This window comes from Streptomyces rectiverticillatus (assembly GCF_013394065.1).
Lineage (GTDB): Bacteria > Actinomycetota > Actinomycetes > Streptomycetales > Streptomycetaceae > Streptomyces > Streptomyces rectiverticillatus.
The window spans coordinates 5,083,376-5,098,197 of sequence record NZ_CP040752.1 but is presented as its reverse complement, the minus strand read 5'-3'; the positions used below and the strand labels follow the sequence as shown (position 1 = coordinate 5,098,197).

At 73.0% G+C, this 14,822-nt stretch carries 14 protein-coding genes; 8 read left to right on the top strand and 6 right to left on the bottom strand.

Annotation, left to right across the window (positions count from 1 at the left end; translation table 11 throughout):
- Window positions 1-128 precede the first annotated feature (128 nt).
- The 5 genes from FGW37_RS22450 to FGW37_RS22430 all read left to right on the top strand — a co-directional run bounded on the left by FGW37_RS22450 (window position 129) and on the right by FGW37_RS22430 (window position 5,081).
- Window positions 129-1,136: an ABC transporter ATP-binding protein gene (locus FGW37_RS22450; RefSeq protein ID WP_179082692.1), complete on the top strand. Its 1,008-nt coding sequence runs from the start codon at window positions 129-131 to the stop codon at window positions 1,134-1,136.
- Window positions 1,137-1,138: 2 nt separating this feature from the next.
- A complete protein-coding gene (locus tag FGW37_RS22445) occupies window positions 1,139-1,906 on the top strand; it encodes an ABC transporter permease (protein WP_179082691.1) in 768 nt (255 codons plus the stop codon).
- 128 nt (window positions 1,907-2,034) lie between these two features.
- Complete coding sequence (locus tag FGW37_RS22440; protein WP_179082690.1) at window positions 2,035-2,898, top strand: hypothetical protein; 864 nt, start codon at window positions 2,035-2,037, stop codon at window positions 2,896-2,898.
- A gap of 87 nt (window positions 2,899-2,985) precedes the next feature.
- Window positions 2,986-4,167 carry an ABC transporter ATP-binding protein gene (locus tag FGW37_RS22435; RefSeq protein WP_179082689.1) on the top strand — a complete coding sequence of 394 codons (1,182 nt, stop codon included), beginning with the start codon at window positions 2,986-2,988 and terminating at the stop codon, window positions 4,165-4,167.
- The gene (locus tag FGW37_RS22430) at window positions 4,164-5,081 is read left to right on the top strand and encodes an ABC transporter permease (RefSeq protein WP_179082688.1); all 918 of its coding nucleotides are present in this window, start codon (window positions 4,164-4,166) and stop codon (window positions 5,079-5,081) included. The genes FGW37_RS22435 and FGW37_RS22430 overlap by 4 nt, the downstream gene beginning before the upstream one ends.
- Before the next feature lie 66 nt (window positions 5,082-5,147).
- On the opposite strand, the gene FGW37_RS22425 is transcribed toward FGW37_RS22430, so the two are convergent.
- Window positions 5,148-5,480, bottom strand: coding sequence for an ATP/GTP-binding protein (locus FGW37_RS22425; RefSeq protein ID WP_179082687.1), 333 nt, complete (start codon window positions 5,478-5,480; stop codon window positions 5,148-5,150).
- A 205-nt stretch (window positions 5,481-5,685) separates the two neighbouring features.
- On the opposite strand from FGW37_RS22425, the gene FGW37_RS22420 reads away from it, so the two are divergent.
- Window positions 5,686-6,711, top strand: a complete 1,026-nt coding sequence (locus tag FGW37_RS22420) for an LLM class flavin-dependent oxidoreductase (protein WP_179082686.1) — start codon at window positions 5,686-5,688, stop codon at window positions 6,709-6,711.
- 134 nt (window positions 6,712-6,845) lie between these two features.
- Here the strand turns inward: FGW37_RS22420 and FGW37_RS22415 are convergent, their stop codons facing one another.
- Window positions 6,846-7,238, bottom strand: a complete 393-nt coding sequence (locus tag FGW37_RS22415; RefSeq protein ID WP_179082685.1) for an SCO5389 family protein — start codon at window positions 7,236-7,238, stop codon at window positions 6,846-6,848.
- A 209-nt stretch (window positions 7,239-7,447) separates the two neighbouring features.
- On the opposite strand from FGW37_RS22415, the gene nucS reads away from it, so the two are divergent.
- Window positions 7,448-8,110: an endonuclease NucS gene (nucS, locus tag FGW37_RS22410; RefSeq protein WP_179084854.1), complete on the top strand. Its 663-nt coding sequence runs from the start codon at window positions 7,448-7,450 to the stop codon at window positions 8,108-8,110.
- An 896-nt stretch (window positions 8,111-9,006) separates the two neighbouring features.
- Here the strand turns inward: nucS and FGW37_RS22405 are convergent.
- From FGW37_RS22405 to FGW37_RS22395, 3 genes are all read right to left on the bottom strand, one after another.
- A complete protein-coding gene (locus FGW37_RS22405; protein WP_179082684.1) occupies window positions 9,007-11,688 on the bottom strand; it encodes an ATP-binding protein in 2,682 nt (893 codons plus the stop codon).
- A 271-nt stretch (window positions 11,689-11,959) separates the two neighbouring features.
- Window positions 11,960-12,292, bottom strand: a complete 333-nt coding sequence (locus FGW37_RS22400) for an STAS domain-containing protein (RefSeq protein WP_168095902.1) — start codon at window positions 12,290-12,292, stop codon at window positions 11,960-11,962.
- A 201-nt stretch (window positions 12,293-12,493) separates the two neighbouring features.
- Window positions 12,494-13,342, bottom strand: coding sequence for a 3-hydroxyacyl-CoA dehydrogenase family protein (locus FGW37_RS22395; protein ID WP_179082683.1), 849 nt, complete (start codon window positions 13,340-13,342; stop codon window positions 12,494-12,496).
- A 249-nt stretch (window positions 13,343-13,591) separates the two neighbouring features.
- Here FGW37_RS22395 and FGW37_RS22390 point away from each other — a divergent pair, with 249 nt between their 5' ends.
- Window positions 13,592-14,164 (top strand): cob(I)yrinic acid a,c-diamide adenosyltransferase, encoded by a 573-nt coding sequence (locus FGW37_RS22390; RefSeq protein WP_179082682.1) that lies wholly within the window; start codon window positions 13,592-13,594, stop codon window positions 14,162-14,164.
- A 10-nt stretch (window positions 14,165-14,174) separates the two neighbouring features.
- Here FGW37_RS22390 and FGW37_RS22385 read toward each other — a convergent pair whose 3' ends face one another.
- Window positions 14,175-14,729 carry a hypothetical protein gene (locus FGW37_RS22385; RefSeq protein WP_179082681.1) on the bottom strand — a complete coding sequence of 185 codons (555 nt, stop codon included), beginning with the start codon at window positions 14,727-14,729 and terminating at the stop codon, window positions 14,175-14,177.
- Window positions 14,730-14,822: the final 93 nt, after the last annotated feature.

Here is a 14,822-nt window from a genome sequence, read left to right as displayed (position 1 = left end):
CCGTCCTGCCCTGTGCGCCGCCTGTGCGGGCGCACGGGGCGGCGGTCGCCCTCCCGGTGCTCCGGGCCGCTCCCCCGGACGGCCCGCTACCGGTGGTGGGGTGCGTCGGCCCCCCTTACCGTGGCTGAATGATCGAGCTGCAGGGCCTGACCAAGCGCTACGGCGACAAGCTCGCCGTCGACGGCCTCACCTGCACCGTCCGCCCCGGGATCGTCACCGGCTTCCTGGGTCCCAACGGCGCGGGCAAGTCCACGACGATGCGGATGATGCTCGACCTGGACAGCCCCACCGCCGGCACGGTCCTCATCGACGGGCGGCACTACCGGCAGCTGAAGGACCCGCTGCGGACCGTCGGCGCCCTGCTGGACGCCAAGGCCATGCACGGTGGCCGCAGCGCCTACAACCACCTGCTGTGCCTGGCGCAGAGCAACGGCATCCCGCGCCCCCGCGTCCGTGAGGTTCTGGACACGGTCGGCCTGACCTCGGTGGCCGGAAAGCGCTCCAAGGGATTCTCGCTCGGCATGGGGCAGCGCCTGGGCATCGCCGCCGCGCTGCTCGGCGACCCGCAGATCCTGATGTTCGACGAGCCCGTCAACGGGCTGGACCCCGAGGGCATCCACTGGATCCGCAATCTGATGAAGAACCTCGCCTCCCAGGGGCGTACGGTCTTCGTCTCCTCGCACCTGATGAGCGAGATGGCGCTGACCGCCGAGCACCTGATCGTCATCGGCCAGGGCCGGCTGCTCGCGGACACCTCGATGGCGGACTTCATCGCCCGCAACTCGCGCTCGTACGTACGGCTGCGCTCCCCGGAGACCGAGCGGCTGCTGGACGTCCTGGCCGGTGCCGGGATCACGGCCGTGACCACGCAGGACGGCCACCTGGAGGTCGACGGCACGGAGGCGGCCCGGCTGGGCGAGCTCGCCGCGCGGCACCGGATCGTCCTGCACGAGCTGAGCCCCCAGCAGGCGTCCCTGGAGGAAGCCTTCATGCAGCTGACCGCCGAGTCGGTGGAGTACCACGCGCACAGCGCGCCGACCGCGGATGCGGATGCGGGCGCAGGCGCTCCGCCGGGCGGCGGCGCGGTGCCGCCCGGCGGCGGGTGGGGAGCCGACTGGCGGAAGAAGGGATCCTGACGATGGCGGTGGTGGGGCAGGTCCTGCAATCGGAATGGACGAAGATCAAATCCGTCCGCTCCACGGTGTGGACGCTCGGTCTCGCGCTGGTGGTCACCGTCGCGCTCGGCGCGCTGATCAGCGCCTTCTCCAGCAGTAACTTCGAGCGTATGCCGGTGCAGGAGCGGGTGAATTTCGACCCGACCTTTACGAGTTTCGCGGGAATGGGACTCGGCCAGCTCGCCATGATCGTTTTCGGGGTGCTGGTGGTGTCCAATGAATACAGCACCGGAATGATCCGCACTTCACTGGCGGCGGTTCCGCAGCGGGGCACGTTCCTCTTCAGCAAGATCGCCGTCGCCACGCTGATCGCGTTCGTCATCGCGATGCTGACCAGCTTTGTCTCCTTCTTCGTCGGCCAGTCGATGCTCGGCAGTCACCGGACGTCGATCGATGATGCGGGAGTCCTGCGGGCGGTGATCGGCGGCGGGCTCTATATGACGCTGATCGCGGTGTTCTCGATGGGGATCGCGGCGATGCTGCGCAGCCCCATGCTCTCGCTCGGCATTCTGATGCCGTTCTTCTTCATCATCTCCAGCATTCTGGGCGCGGTGGAGGCGACGAAGAAGGTCGGGCAGTATCTGCCCGACCAGGCGGGCCACAAGGTCATGCAGGTGGTGTCGGTCGACGACGCCCCGTACGGGCCGTGGGGCGGCTTCACGATCATGGTGCTGTGGGTGGCGGCGGCGCTGGTCGGCGGGTACGTCGTCCTGAAGCGGCGCGACGCGTAGTGCCCTTCCGGCGGATCATGACGGGCGCTCCGGCGCCGGTGGCGGTGCCGTCCGGGCCCCCACCGCGGGTGTGCGGCGCGCGGCGTCGTCCGCCCGTCCCGTGCCCGTCCCGTGAGCGAGGAGCTGCCGTGACCGATCGCACGCTGAGGGCACTCGGGCTCGACGGTGCCCCCGCCGAGCTGCCGCTGACGTATCCCGGGCGCCCGGTCGGGGAGCCGGCCCTGCTGACGGGCGGCGAGCTGCTGCCGCTGCGGCCGGAGCCGGGGCCGCCGGGCGAGTGGCGGGTGGTGACGGGGATGGGAGGCACGGAGCCGGGCCTCGACGCCTTCCTCGACCGGATGAGCGCGGCGCGCGTCCGCTCGCGCCACCCCGTGCTCGCCGTAGGGTCCAACGCCTCCCCCGCCCAGCTGCACCACAAGCTCACCCGGCGCGGCCCGGGGCCCACGGTGCCGATGGCGCCCGTGGAGGTGCACGGCATCGGGGTCGGGTGCTCCGCGCACATCGGGCGCCACGGTTACGTGGCCGCGGCGCCCTACGCCGACCCGGCGGCCCGGCGCACGCTCGTGGCCGGCTGGCTGGACGACGCGCAGCTGGCCGCCGTCGACGAGACCGAGTTCAACTACCGGCGGGTGTGGGTGCCGGGCGGGGACTTCCCGATGGCGCTGCCCGCGGGGCACCGGCTGGGCGGCGCGCATCTCTACGTGAGCCTGCACGGCGTCCTGGCCGACCCGGGCGGCGGCGGGCCCCGCGCGGGCGGCGGCGATCAGGTCGGCCTGCTGAGCACGCTGCTGTCCGCCTCACGGGCCCTGCGCGAGCTGCTCGGGCCGGGCCCGGAGGACTGGGTCACCCGGGCGCGGGCGGACGAGGCGGTACGGGCCGAGGGGCGGGCGGTCTTCCGGAGGGAGGGCTGGGTGCTCCCCGAAGGCCTGCCCCTGGGCGAGGGCCGGGGCGGCGACCGCCCTCACCAGGCGCTCCCCACCCCGCGCAGCTAATCGCGGGTAACGGGAACCGTCAGCTCCTCGTTATGCTCCTAACCCTTACGGGGCCTTACGCCCAAAAGAGCTCGCGAGGGGCGGAGAATGATCGAGGCAGTCGGTCTGACAAAGCGCTACGGCGCCAAGACGGCCGTACACAATCTGTCGTTCCAGGTGCGGCCGGGGGCCGTCACCGGCTTCCTGGGTCCGAACGGATCAGGCAAGTCCACGACCATGCGCATGATCCTGGGACTGGACCAGCCCACGTCCGGGCGCGTCACCATCGGCGGCCACCCCTTCCGCAGCCTCCCCAACGCACCGCGCCAGGTCGGCGCACTGCTGGATGCGAAGGCCGTGCACGGCGGGCGCAGCGCCTACCACCATCTGCTCTCCCTCGCGCAGCTCGGCGGCATCCCGGCCCGCCGGGTGGACGAGGTCCTCGGCGTCGTCGGCCTGCAGGACGTCGCCAAGCGGCGCTCCAAGGGCTTCTCGCTCGGCATGGGCCAGCGCCTCGGCATCGCCGCCGCGCTGCTCGGCGACCCGCAGGTGCTGCTCTTCGACGAGCCGGTCAACGGCCTCGACCCCGAGGGCATCCTCTGGGTCCGCAATCTGATGAAGCAGCTCGCGGCCGAGGGCCGGACGGTCTTCGTCTCCTCGCACCTGATGAGCGAGATGGCGCTGACCGCCGACCACCTGATCGTCATCGGGCGCGGCCAGCTCATGGCCGACATGAGCGTCAAGGACTTCATATCCGCGAACTCCGCGGACTTCGCGCGCGTGCGCACCCCGGAGACGGAGCCGGCGAGCCGCGAGAAGCTCACGGCGGCCCTCGTCGAGGGCGGCGCCCAGGTGCTGTCCGAGCCGGACGGCGGCCTGCGCGTCACCGGTCTGCCGCTGCCGCGGATCAGTGACATCGCCCACGGGGCGGACGTCCGCCTCTGGGAGCTCTCGCCGCACCAGGCCTCGCTGGAGGAGGCGTACATGCGGATGACGCAGGGCGCGGTCGACTACCGCTCGACGGCCGACCAGCTCGCCGCCCTCGCCCCGCCGCCCCCGGGCCCCGGCTACGGCCACCCCGGCGCCCCCGCCCCGCAGGGCTGGGCCCCGCCGGAGGGCAATCCCTACCCCGTGCTCCCGGGCGAGCAGCCCAATCCGTACGCGCAGGCCCCGGCCGCCGCCCCGGTGGTTCCGCAGGCACCCGCGGGCCCGCCGCCCGCCGCGCCCGCCGCCGCTCCCGCCCCTGCCCCCGCCGACCTCACCAAGCGCGACAGCGAGGACGCCCGATGACCACCCCCCAGCCCCAGGCGGCCCACCCGGCGACTCCGCAGGCCGCCCCGCAGGCCCCGCCGCACGCGCCCGGCTACTGGCCCGGCACCGCGCCCGCGGGCGGCGTCTCCGGCTACGTCTCGCCGATCCCGGTGCGCAAGGCGACCCTCATGGACGCCCTCGCGGCCGAGTGGACCAAGATCCGCTCCGTGCGCTCCACGATCTGGACGCTGAGCATCATGGTGGGGATCATCGTCGGCATCGGACTGCTGATCGCGGCCGGCGTCAACGCCGCCGGCAGCACCATGAACGGCACGAACGCCCTGGCCGCCGGCTTCTTCAGCGTGATGCTCGGCATGATCTGCGTGCTCACGCTCGGCGTGCTGACGATCTCCTCCGAGTACGGCACGGGCATGATCCGTACGACGCTGACGGCCTGCCCCGACCGCGCCCGGGTGCTCACGGCGAAGGCGATCGTCTTCTTCACCCTGACGTTCGTGATCACCCTGGTCTCCACGGCGCTGGTCGGGATCATCGACGTCGCCCTGCTGGAGGACCAGGCCGAGTTCGCCTCGACCGGCAGCGAGTGGCTCCGGGCGACGATCGGCACCAGTCTCTTCATCGGCCTGCTCGGGCTGATCTCCCTCGCCATGGGCACGCTGCTGCGGCACTCCGCGGGAGCGATCACGGTGATGCTGGGCGTGGTGCTGCTGCCGCTGGTCGTGGCGATGTTCATGTTCACGGAGAGCCTGTCGGACCTGCGCAAGGCGCTGTTCGAGTACTCGATCCCCATGCAGCTGTCGGTCTTCTACGGCGCCTCCGGCGAGGAGTCGGCCACCAGCCTCAGCGGCTGGGACCCGGTGTGGATCATGGCGATCGCCGCGGCCGTCGCGCTCGGCGGCGCCTTCGCCTCGCTGCTGAAGCGCGACGCGTGACCGCTGACGACTGCTGACCGCAGACCGCAGACTGCAGACTGCAGACTGCAGACCGCAGCCAAACCCTCAGTAACGAGGGGCATTCCGGGACCGCTGGAGCCGTGCGCTCCGGCGGTCCCTCGCGTTCCAGCAGGACTTGTGCCAGTGCCGCCGGTCGTCGACGCCGGCCCCGTACTGCGGCCAGGCCACCAAGTGCGGCACTCCCGGCGGGATCTCCTGATCGCACCCGGGGCAGCGGTAGTGCTTCGTGGCCGAGCCGCCGCCGATCGTGCGCACCGCCCACTCCTCGCCCTGCCAGTCCTCGGTGCGCTCCAGGCCGTAGCGGTCGCCGCCCTCGCCGCGGGGGGCGTCTGGCTGCTTGTCTGCGCCGCCTCGCGGGCGGTTTCGGCGCGGAGACACGGGGCACCTCGGTTGGTCTGGGGGGCTACGGGCCGTGACCAGATTACGCGCCAGAGTCACCGTGGTGGGCAGGCGTCCCCCCGGCACCGCGGCGACACTCCCCCGATCATCATGAAAACTTAACGCCGAGCCGTGCCCATGGCACGTGTCAGCCGTTATTTCCGGTGGGGGGATGCCGCGTCGGTCGCTAGGAGGAGCAAGAGCGATGCGCGTTGGAGCATTCGTCCTGGCCGCCCAATTCCCCGGACAGGGGCATGCGGAGGCCCTGCACCGGGCCGTGCGGACGGCAGTGGTCGCCGAGGAGGCGGGGCTGGACGCGGTCTGGTTCGCCGAACACCACTTCATGCCGTACGGGGTCTGCCCCTCGGCGGTGACGCTCGCGGCACTGGCCCTGGGACGCACCCGCCGGATCCGGGTGGGCACGGCCGTCAGCGTGCTGCCCACCACCCACCCCGTGGCCCTCGGCGAGCAGGCCGCCATGCTGCACCTCGCCTCCGAGGGCCGGTTCACCCTCGGGGTGGGCCGCGGCGGCCCCTGGGTGGACCTGGAGGTCTTCAACTCCGGTCTGGCGGCGTACGAGGAGGGGTATCCCGAGTCCGTGGCGCTGCTGATGCGCTGGCTGCGCGAGCCCCGGGTGAGCGCCGCGGGCCCCAGCTTCCGCTTCCGCGAAGTGCCGGTCGTGCCGCGCCCCGACGACCTGGAGGATCGTTCCGGCCCGCCCGTCCTCATGGCGTGCACCTCGCCGTCGAGCGTCCGGCTCGCGGCCGGGCACGGTCTGCCCATGCTGCTGGGGATGCACAGCGGGGACGAGGAGAAGGCGGAGATGGTGGCCCTGTGGCGCAAGTTCTCGCTGGAGGCGGGGCGTTCGCCCGGGGAGGTCGCCGCGGCCGCCCACGTCTCCGCCGGGGTCGTACAGGTCGGGGACCGGCGGCAGGAGGCCGCGGAGACCCTGACGAAGGCCATGCCGGGCTGGCTGCACCAGGGGCTCTCCGCGTACGTGACGGTCGACGGCCGGGCGCGCCCGATGCGCGATCCGCTGGAGTACACCAAGCTGCTGTGCGAGCTTCATCCCGTCGGCCCGCCGCAGCTGTGCGCGGACCGCCTTGCGGCCACCGCGGAGCGCACGGGCATCACGCGCTTCGCCCTGCTGACCGAGGGCTCCGGTGACCTCGCCGCCACCGAGGACAACCTCCGCCGGCTCGGCACCGAGGTGCTGCCGCTCCTCTCCTGACCTTCCCCTGCGCCCCTGCGACCCTTCCGCCCCTGTGGTTCCGCCCCGCTCGCCCGCCGCCGGCCGTTCCCGGGGCCGCTGCCGCTCCCGCACTGATCGACACCTCCCGCGTGCGGAGCGGCAGCGCCAGCGCCTCAGCAGTCCCGCAGCTCCGGCGACTGGTTCAGCAGCTGACCCCGGATCGACGTGAAACGGGCCAGGCGCTCGTCCGCCTGCGGGGCAAGCGGGAACACCGCCACCCGATGGCAGTTCTGAAACGCCAGGCGCACTCCGAAGTGCCGCTCCAGGGCACCTCGGATGGCATCACTCGCCAGGGCGCGCAGCAGCTGGCCACGGGCCTGCTCGTCCGGCGGAGGCGTCTGGTTGTCGGCGAACTCGCCACCGTCGATCCTGAGCCGGGCCACCAGGGAGCTGATCATCTCCCACGCGTACGGCAGGGAGGTCCGGACGCAGTCGACGAATTCCGCTTCATCGACCTCGCCTCGCTCGGCCTGTTCAAGGAGGGCCGGTGAGACGTCGAGCGACATGGGGTTCTCCTCTCGCGACCCCGCGAGCGGGGTCTCAGGGGTGGGCGAGCGGACGACGACGCCCCGTGCCCGTACGACGACCGCCCGCTTCAACGGTAATTCGGCCACTGCGGGCGCACCAGGAGAACGCACCGACAACCAGCCACAGCCAAAGGGCCCATCGGGGGCGAATCGCGTCGGGGGGCAGGAGTCGAGTAGCGTTGCGCACCATGCGTCTCGTCATCGCCCGTTGCTCCGTGGACTACGCGGGCCGGCTCACCGCCCACCTCCCCTCCGCCCCGCGGCTGATCCTCGTCAAGGCGGACGGCAGCGTCTCGATCCATGCGGACGACCGCGCCTACAAACCGCTCAACTGGATGTCCCCGCCGTGCACCCTCAAGGAGGGCGACGGGGACGTATGGACCGTGGTCAACAAGGCGGGCGAGAAGCTGATCATCACGATGGAGGAAGTGCTGCACGACTCCTCCCACGAGCTCGGCGTGGACCCCGGCCTCATCAAGGACGGCGTGGAAGCACACCTTCAGGAGCTCCTCGCGGACCGCATCGAGACGCTCGGCGAGGGCTACTCCCTGATCCGCCGCGAGTACCCCACGGCGATCGGCCCGGTGGACATCCTGTGCCGCGACACCGACGGCGCGACGGTGGCCGTGGAGATCAAGCGGCGTGGCGAGATCGATGGTGTGGAGCAGCTCACACGCTACCTGGAGCTCCTCAACCGCGACCCGCACCTGGCGCCCGTGCGCGGCGTCTTCGCGGCCCAGGAGATCAAGCCACAGGCCCGCGTTCTCGCCACGGACCGCGGCATCGGCTGCGTCGTCCTGGACTACGACGCCCTGCGCGGCATCGAGGACGACAAGCTGCGGCTGTTCTGACGCGGCAGCATCACCGAACGCCGGACGGCTGGCCAGCCGTCCGGCGTTCGCGTTCCCACGCCAGGGTGGGGGACGACCCCCTGGCGGGACGGGCACGCCCCCTGGCCGGGCGGGCACGCCCCTGACGGGGCGGGCTCGCATTCCTTCGCCCGCGACGGGCACGACCCGCCTGGCGGGACGGGGCCGCTTCCTTCGCCCGGAGCGGGCACGACCCTGCCCGGCGGAGCTCGTCTCCCTCCGCCCGGGACGCGCACGCATCCCCGTCCCAGACGGGCACGCATCCCCCCGCCCGGGCCGGGTCCATGCCCAGGCGTCCGGGACAGGCACGGGCTTCCCCGCGCGGGACGAGTCCGTGCTCTACGCCCGGGACGGGCACGACGCCTGCCCGAGCGAGCTCGCATCCCCCCCGCCCGGGACAGGCACGACCCGTGCCCGGACGGGCACGCATCCCTCCACCCGGGCCAGGTCCGTGCTCAGGCGCCCGGGACAGGCACGGGCTTCCCTGCCCCGGCAGGCTCGCATTTCCCCGCCCGGACGGGCTCGCATTCCTTTGCCCGGGACGGGCAACTCGCATCCCCGACCGGGACGGGCACGACCCGTGCCCGGACGGGCACGTATCCCTCCACCCGGGCCAGGTCCGTGCTCAGGCGCCCGGGAGAGATACGGGCTTCCCCGGGCCGGCTTGCATTTCCCCGCGCGGGGCGGGTCCGTGCTCCACGCCTGGGGCGGGCATTTCCCCGTCCGGACGAGCTCACATCCCCCGCCCGGGACGGGTACGACCCGGGCCCGGATGGGCACGCATCCCTCCGCCTGGGGCACGGCCGTGCTCCATGCCCGGGACGGGCACGACCCCTGCCCGGACCGGCACGCACCCCCCGCCCGGGGCGGGGCCGTGGTCAGGCGCCCGATGTTGACGGGCTGACGCTGCCGTCGGCCGGCTTGCTGCCCGATGGGCCGCTCGCGGCCGACTGGCTGCTGCCGCCGGCGGGGCCGCTCGCCGAGCTCGACCCGCCGCCGGCCGGCGAGGACGGCTGGGAGGGCGAGGACGGCGAGGACGGGGGCTTCGACGACGGCTCGGTGCCGCCGCTGCTGCTCCGGCTCGGGGACGGCGACTGCGAGGGCTTGCCGCCGCCCTGCGAGCGCGACGGGCTCGGCGACGACCCGCCCGAGGAGGGCCGGCCCGACGGCTCGCCGCTGCCGCTCGGGGCGCCGCTCGGCGACGTACTGCCGGAGGCGCCCGGCGAGGCCGAGCCGGAGCTGCCCGCGCCGGGCGAGTGGTTCGGCTTCCCCGACTTGCCCGGCACCTGGGCGTGCCCGGCCTCACCCGGGCCCCGCTGGTCGGCGGTGAGGCTGTTGTCACCGTCCTGCTGGGACGCGGACTGGCCCGGCTTCACCCGTTCGGGCGACTTTCCGTCCTGACCGTCGGAGGTCACCCCCAGGGTGACGACCGTGCCGAGGACGGCGGCGAGCAGGGCGCCCGCACCGGCCGCGACGAGGTTGCGCCGGGCGCCGCCCATCATCATCTTCCGGGCCCACGGCTGCCGCGCGGAGCCCCGCTGCCGCTGGGCGCGCTCGGCCGCGAGGCGGGCGATGACCGTCGTGGCGACCTGGTCCGGGTCGCCGCCGGGGGCCGCCGGGGCGGCGGCGGACGGCACGGAGGGCGGTACGGCGGACTGCTCGCTGCGGGCGGCCGGGATCTCCTCGCCCGCGGGCGTACGGCCCGCGGGCCCGCCTGCGGGCCGGGACACGGACGGCTGCGGCACGGGCGGCACCGGGGCGGCACCGCCGGCGCCGGGCCCGGCTGCGGCTGCGTGCGGGCCACCCGCAGGGCCGCCCGCCGCGAACCCGGAGCGGTCGGCGACCAGCGCGAGCGCCCGGCGGCCCGCTATGGCGCCGCGCTTGTCCGCCATCACGCCGCGCATACCGACGGACGCCTCGAGCTCGGCGCGGGCCCGCTGCAGATTGCCGGTGCACAGCGCCAGCACACCCAACTCGTGATGGAAATAGGCCTCTTCGCCGACCTCTCCGGCACGCCGGGCGGCCTCCTGCCCGTAGCGCAGGACGCGCTCCCAGGCGCTCCAGTGCAGGGCGGCGGCGAAGGCGGGCGCCGCGGTGCGGGCGAGCTGGACGGCCGCGGCGCGGCGCCCGGGATCGCCGTCGGCCGCGAGGGCCGCGAGCGCGGCGAGGATCGCGTCGGCCTCGGCGGCGGCCCGCTCGGGCGCGACGGAGGGGTGGCCCGCCCACCAGGCGTAGTGCTGGGCGGCGGAGTGGGCGCGCTCGGCCGCGCCCGCGCCGTAACCCTCGGCGGTGAGCTGGTCGGCGACGCCCGCGGCGAGCCGGTAGTGCCCGGCGACAGCGGTGATCAGACCGACGGCGAGCAGCTCGCCGACGGCCGCGTCGGCGTGGGTGTCGCCGACGAGCGCGGGCAGGTGGGCCTGGTGCGGGACCTCGCCGCCGAGGGCGACGGCGAAGCGCAGGGTCTCGCGGGCGGCGTCGTCCAGGCGGGAGGCGAGCGGCACGGCCGGGCGGGACGCCTCGGCGAGCGGGGGCAGCGGCACGCCCTGTGCAGCACCCGCCTCGGCCTCGGCTTCGGCGGCGGCCACGTAGGGCCGCTCGGCGAAGACGCCGAACTCGTCGGCGGCGGCGGGGTCGGCACCGACGGCGTCCCTCCCCCGGATGTCGCCCGGGGCGGCCCCCAGCCGCAGCAGCGCGCCGGCCTGGACGAAGCGCAGCGGCAGGCCCTCGGACTCGAACCACAGGTCCGCCGCCCAGTCGGCCTCCTCGTCCGTCAGCGGCCGGTCGACGCAGAGCTCCAGGAGCTCCAGGCAGGCGGTGCGGTCGAGGCCTCCGAGGAAGACCTCTTCGACGTGCGAGTCGGCAGAGGGCGCGGCGATGCCGGGGGTGGCCGCGAAGAGGAAGGCGCACTCGGGGGTGGCGTCGAGGAGCTCGTCCAGCGCGGCGCCGCCGAATTCGAGGTCGTCCAGGACGACGACGGCGCCGATCTCGCGGACGAGGGAGAGCAGCCCGGCCCGGTCGGGGCGGTGCAGCGGCGCGTGGTGGACGGCGGCGAAGAGGTCGTACAGGACGTCGGTGACGGTGCGGTGGTGGCCGGTGAGACGCACGACGCCGTCGGGTGCGAGGCGGGCGCAGTCGTCGGCGACGGCGTCCAGCAGGGCGCTGCGGCCGGAGCCCGAGGGGCCCGTCAGCCGGACGGAGCGGCCGCGCGAGAGCAGCCGGGAGAGGCGCTCGCGCTCCTCCTGGCGGTGCAGCAGGGGCAGCTCGGGGCCGGCCTGGCGGGCGGGCGGCGGGGGCGCGGCAGCGCGGAGCAGCTCGGCCCGCTCCTCGGGGGTGTGTCTGCCGGGGTGCGGGGGCACCTCGGCGGGCAGGCAGGGCTCGATCTCGCTGCCGTCGACGGGGTTGACGGTGAGGGCGTAGTCGCCGGCGACGAGCCGGACGACGCGGGCGAGCCCTGGGGCCTGCTCCCCGGCCTCGGCGCCCGGGAGGTCGCGCGGGCCGCCGCCCTCCGCGGACTCGTGTGCGCCCTCGCCGAATTCCTCGGGTCGGTTCGTCGGGTCCATGGTGAAAGCCCCCCAAATGCGTGGCGTGCCGTCCTGCCCTTCCGGCCTGCCGCACTCCTCAACCCTCGGCCGGGCATACCGGCCGGCGCTTCATCGGTGCCCGCCGTGGGCTCTGTTATGCGGCCTTTCGCGGCGGGAAAACCGAACCTCAGACCTGGGCACAGTATCCATGAAGCGGCGGGGGCCCCGCTGCCCGGGGCATGTCACAGTCTCATGAGAATCGGAAAGAAGGGGACGCATGCGGACGCGGGTGCCTCAATGGCAACTCCGTTCACACGCGAGGGAGGGACTCGCCCGCCTCGACGCCGATTCCGCCCTCGATGGCGAGGATGCGGTGCAGCCGGGTGGCGACGAGCAGCCGCTGCATCCGGTCGGGCACGCCGCGCAGGACCAGGCGGCGGCCGGAGCGGCCGGCGCGGCGGTGGGCGCCCATGATGACGCCGAGGCCGGTGGCGTCCCAGGAGTCCAGCTCGGTGAGGTCGAGGACGAGGTCACCGCGGCCGGAGTCGAGGGCGGAGTGCAGGACCGTACGGGCGTCCGCCGCGCTGCGAACGTCGAGGCGGCCCCCGACGACCAGTTCGGCGTGGTCGCCCCTGATGTGCATATGCGCTCCCGGAGTGATGCCCGATGATGCCCGATGGTGCGTGATGACGGTGCGGCTCTGCAGCCCCGTGCGGTTCTCAAGGCTCTGTGGTTACAAAGAACTGACTGCCTCTCACACGACAAGGTTGCCGCCTGTTGGCGAACCGATACCTAATTCACCCTGGAGGGTGAATTAGGTATCGGTTACCCGGCCGGAGCCGATTCAGTGCTGATAAAAGCCCTGACCGCTCTTACGGCCCAGGTCACCCGCGTCCACCATGCGGCGCATGATCTCCGGCGGCGCGAACTTCTCGTCCTGGCACTCGGTGTAGATGTTCCCCGTGGCGTGCATCAGGATGTCGATGCCGGTCAGGTCGGCCGTGGCCAGCGGGCCCATCGCGTGGCCGAAGCCCAGCTTGCAGGCGATGTCGATGTCCTCGGCGGTGGCCACGCCGGACTCGTACAGCTTGGCGGCCTCGACGACGAGGGCCGAGATCAGCCGGGTGGTGACGAAGCCGGCGACGTCGCGGTTGACGACGATGCAGGTCTTGCCGACGCCCTCGGCGAACTCACGGGCCTTGGCCAGCGTCTCGTCGCTGGTCTTGTAGCCGCGGACCAGCTCGCACAGCTGCATCATCGGCACCGGCGAGAAGAAGTGCGCGCCGACGACGCGCTCGGGGCGCCGCGTGGCCGCCGCGATCTTGGTGATCGGGATGGCGGAGGTGTTGGAGGCGAGGACCGTCTCGTCCTTCACCAGGCCGTCCAGGGCGCGGAAGATGTCCCGCTTGGTGCCGATGTCCTCGAAGACGGCTTCGACGACGATGTCCGCATCGGCGGCCGCGTCCAGGTCCGTCGTGGTGGTGATGCGGGCGAGGGCCGCCTCGGCCGCGGCGGCTTCCAGCTTGCCCTTGGAGACGAACTTGTCGTACGAGGCCTTGATGCCGTCCGTGCCGCGCTGCAGCGCCGCGTCGGTGACGTCCCGCAGCACGACGTCCCACCCGGCCTGGGCGGAGACCTGCGCGATCCCGGACCCCATCAGTCCGGCCCCGATGACGGCGAGCTTCTTGGCCACGGCTGTCCCCTTACTCCCTGTGCACATAGCTGTTCTCAACGCACTCTCTCGGCCGGACCTTAGCGCCCGTCGCGGCGCGGTTGGGCGGTAAGAGATGCGCGTCACGTCCCACATGACGGACATCACATCGAGACGGCCACTGGCCGGTCCTCACAGTGCAGTTGGGCCCCTCCAGCCTCAGGCGTCACAGGGGTGGCGCGGTGCGCGTCGGCCTCGGCAGGCCCGCGCCGCGTGGCTAGGCTCGTACCCATGGTCAACCTGACGCGCATTTACACCCGCACCGGTGATACGGGCACCACCGCCCTCGGCGACATGAGCCGCACCGTGAAGACCGACACCCGCATCGCCGCCTACGCCGACGCCAACGAGGCCAACGCCGCGATCGGGGTGGCGATCGCGCTCGGGCGGCTGCCCGAGGAGATCGTGAAGGTGCTCGTCCGCATCCAGAACGACCTCTTCGACGTGGGCGCCGACCTGGCCACGCCCGTCGCCGAGAACCCCAAGTACCCGCCGCTGCGGGTGGAGCAGTCCTACATCGACAAGCTGGAGGCGGACTGCGACCGCTTCCTGGAGGACCTGGAGAAGCTCCGCAGCTTCATCCTGCCGGGCGGGACGCCGGGGGCGGCGCTGCTGCACCAGGCCTGCACGGTCGTGCGCCGCGCGGAGCGCTCCACCTGGGCGGCGATGGAACTCCACGCGGACATCATGAACCCCCTGACGGCCACCTACCTGAACCGCCTCTCGGACCTGCTGTTCATCTTGGCGAGGACGGCGAACAAGGAGGTCGGGGACATCCTCTGGGTCCCCGGCGAGAACCGGTAGGGCCGAGGCGTCAGCGCTTCAGTTCCTCCGCCGCCGGCGCCTGCTTCGGCCAGAGCGTGTAGCTCGCCGCGATGGCCAGGTTGATTCCGGCCACGATGAGCGCCTTCGTCTGCCACGCCCGCAGCGAGCTGATGTCACCCGCGTCCCCGACGTACCAGACCGCCGCCTGCAGCAGGCCGAGGGCGACCGCGCAGGACAGGATCCAGCGGGCGGCGGTCTTCCACTCGTGGACGGTGCGGGCCGTGCCGTACTTCGGCGGCTTCACCGGCGGCGGGCCGCCCGCGAAGCGGTGCGCGAAGCGGGCGTCGACCCACTTGATCGTGGCGTGGCCGAGGCCGACGGAGTAGCCGATGTAGACGGCGGCCAGGCCGTGCTTCCAGTCGGCCTCCGCGCCGTTCTTCAGGTCGACCGCGGTGGCGACGAGCAGGACCAGCTCCAGTACGGGCTCCAGCAGCAGCACGGCGACCCCCGCCCGCGGCATCTTCGCCAGGTACCGCAGGCTCAGGCCACCGGCCAGCAGCACCCAGAAGCCGACCTCGCAGACGACGATCAGCGTGACGATCACGGTTCTCTCCCTTCCCTCCCTTTCAGAATCCCGGCCGTGACCAGCGATTTCATCGTCGGGCGCGACGATTTGCCACTGCATCCTTCGATGTAG

Coding starts and splice junctions, on each gene's coding strand:
- FGW37_RS22450 (WP_179082692.1), top strand. CDS start 129: ATGATCGAGCTGCAGGGCCTGACCAAGCGCTACGGCGACAAGCTCGCC.
- FGW37_RS22445 (WP_179082691.1), top strand. CDS start 1,139: ATGGCGGTGGTGGGGCAGGTCCTGCAATCGGAATGGACGAAGATCAAA.
- FGW37_RS22435 (WP_179082689.1), top strand. CDS start 2,986: ATGATCGAGGCAGTCGGTCTGACAAAGCGCTACGGCGCCAAGACGGCC.
- FGW37_RS22430 (WP_179082688.1), top strand. CDS start 4,164: ATGACCACCCCCCAGCCCCAGGCGGCCCACCCGGCGACTCCGCAGGCC.
- FGW37_RS22420 (WP_179082686.1), top strand. CDS start 5,686: ATGCGCGTTGGAGCATTCGTCCTGGCCGCCCAATTCCCCGGACAGGGG.
- FGW37_RS22415 (WP_179082685.1), bottom strand. CDS start 7,238: ATGTCGCTCGACGTCTCACCGGCCCTCCTTGAACAGGCCGAGCGAGGC.
- nucS (WP_179084854.1), top strand. CDS start 7,448: ATGCGTCTCGTCATCGCCCGTTGCTCCGTGGACTACGCGGGCCGGCTC.
- FGW37_RS22405 (WP_179082684.1), bottom strand. CDS start 11,688: ATGGACCCGACGAACCGACCCGAGGAATTCGGCGAGGGCGCACACGAG.
- FGW37_RS22400 (WP_168095902.1), bottom strand. CDS start 12,292: ATGCACATCAGGGGCGACCACGCCGAACTGGTCGTCGGGGGCCGCCTC.
- FGW37_RS22390 (WP_179082682.1), top strand. CDS start 13,592: ATGGTCAACCTGACGCGCATTTACACCCGCACCGGTGATACGGGCACC.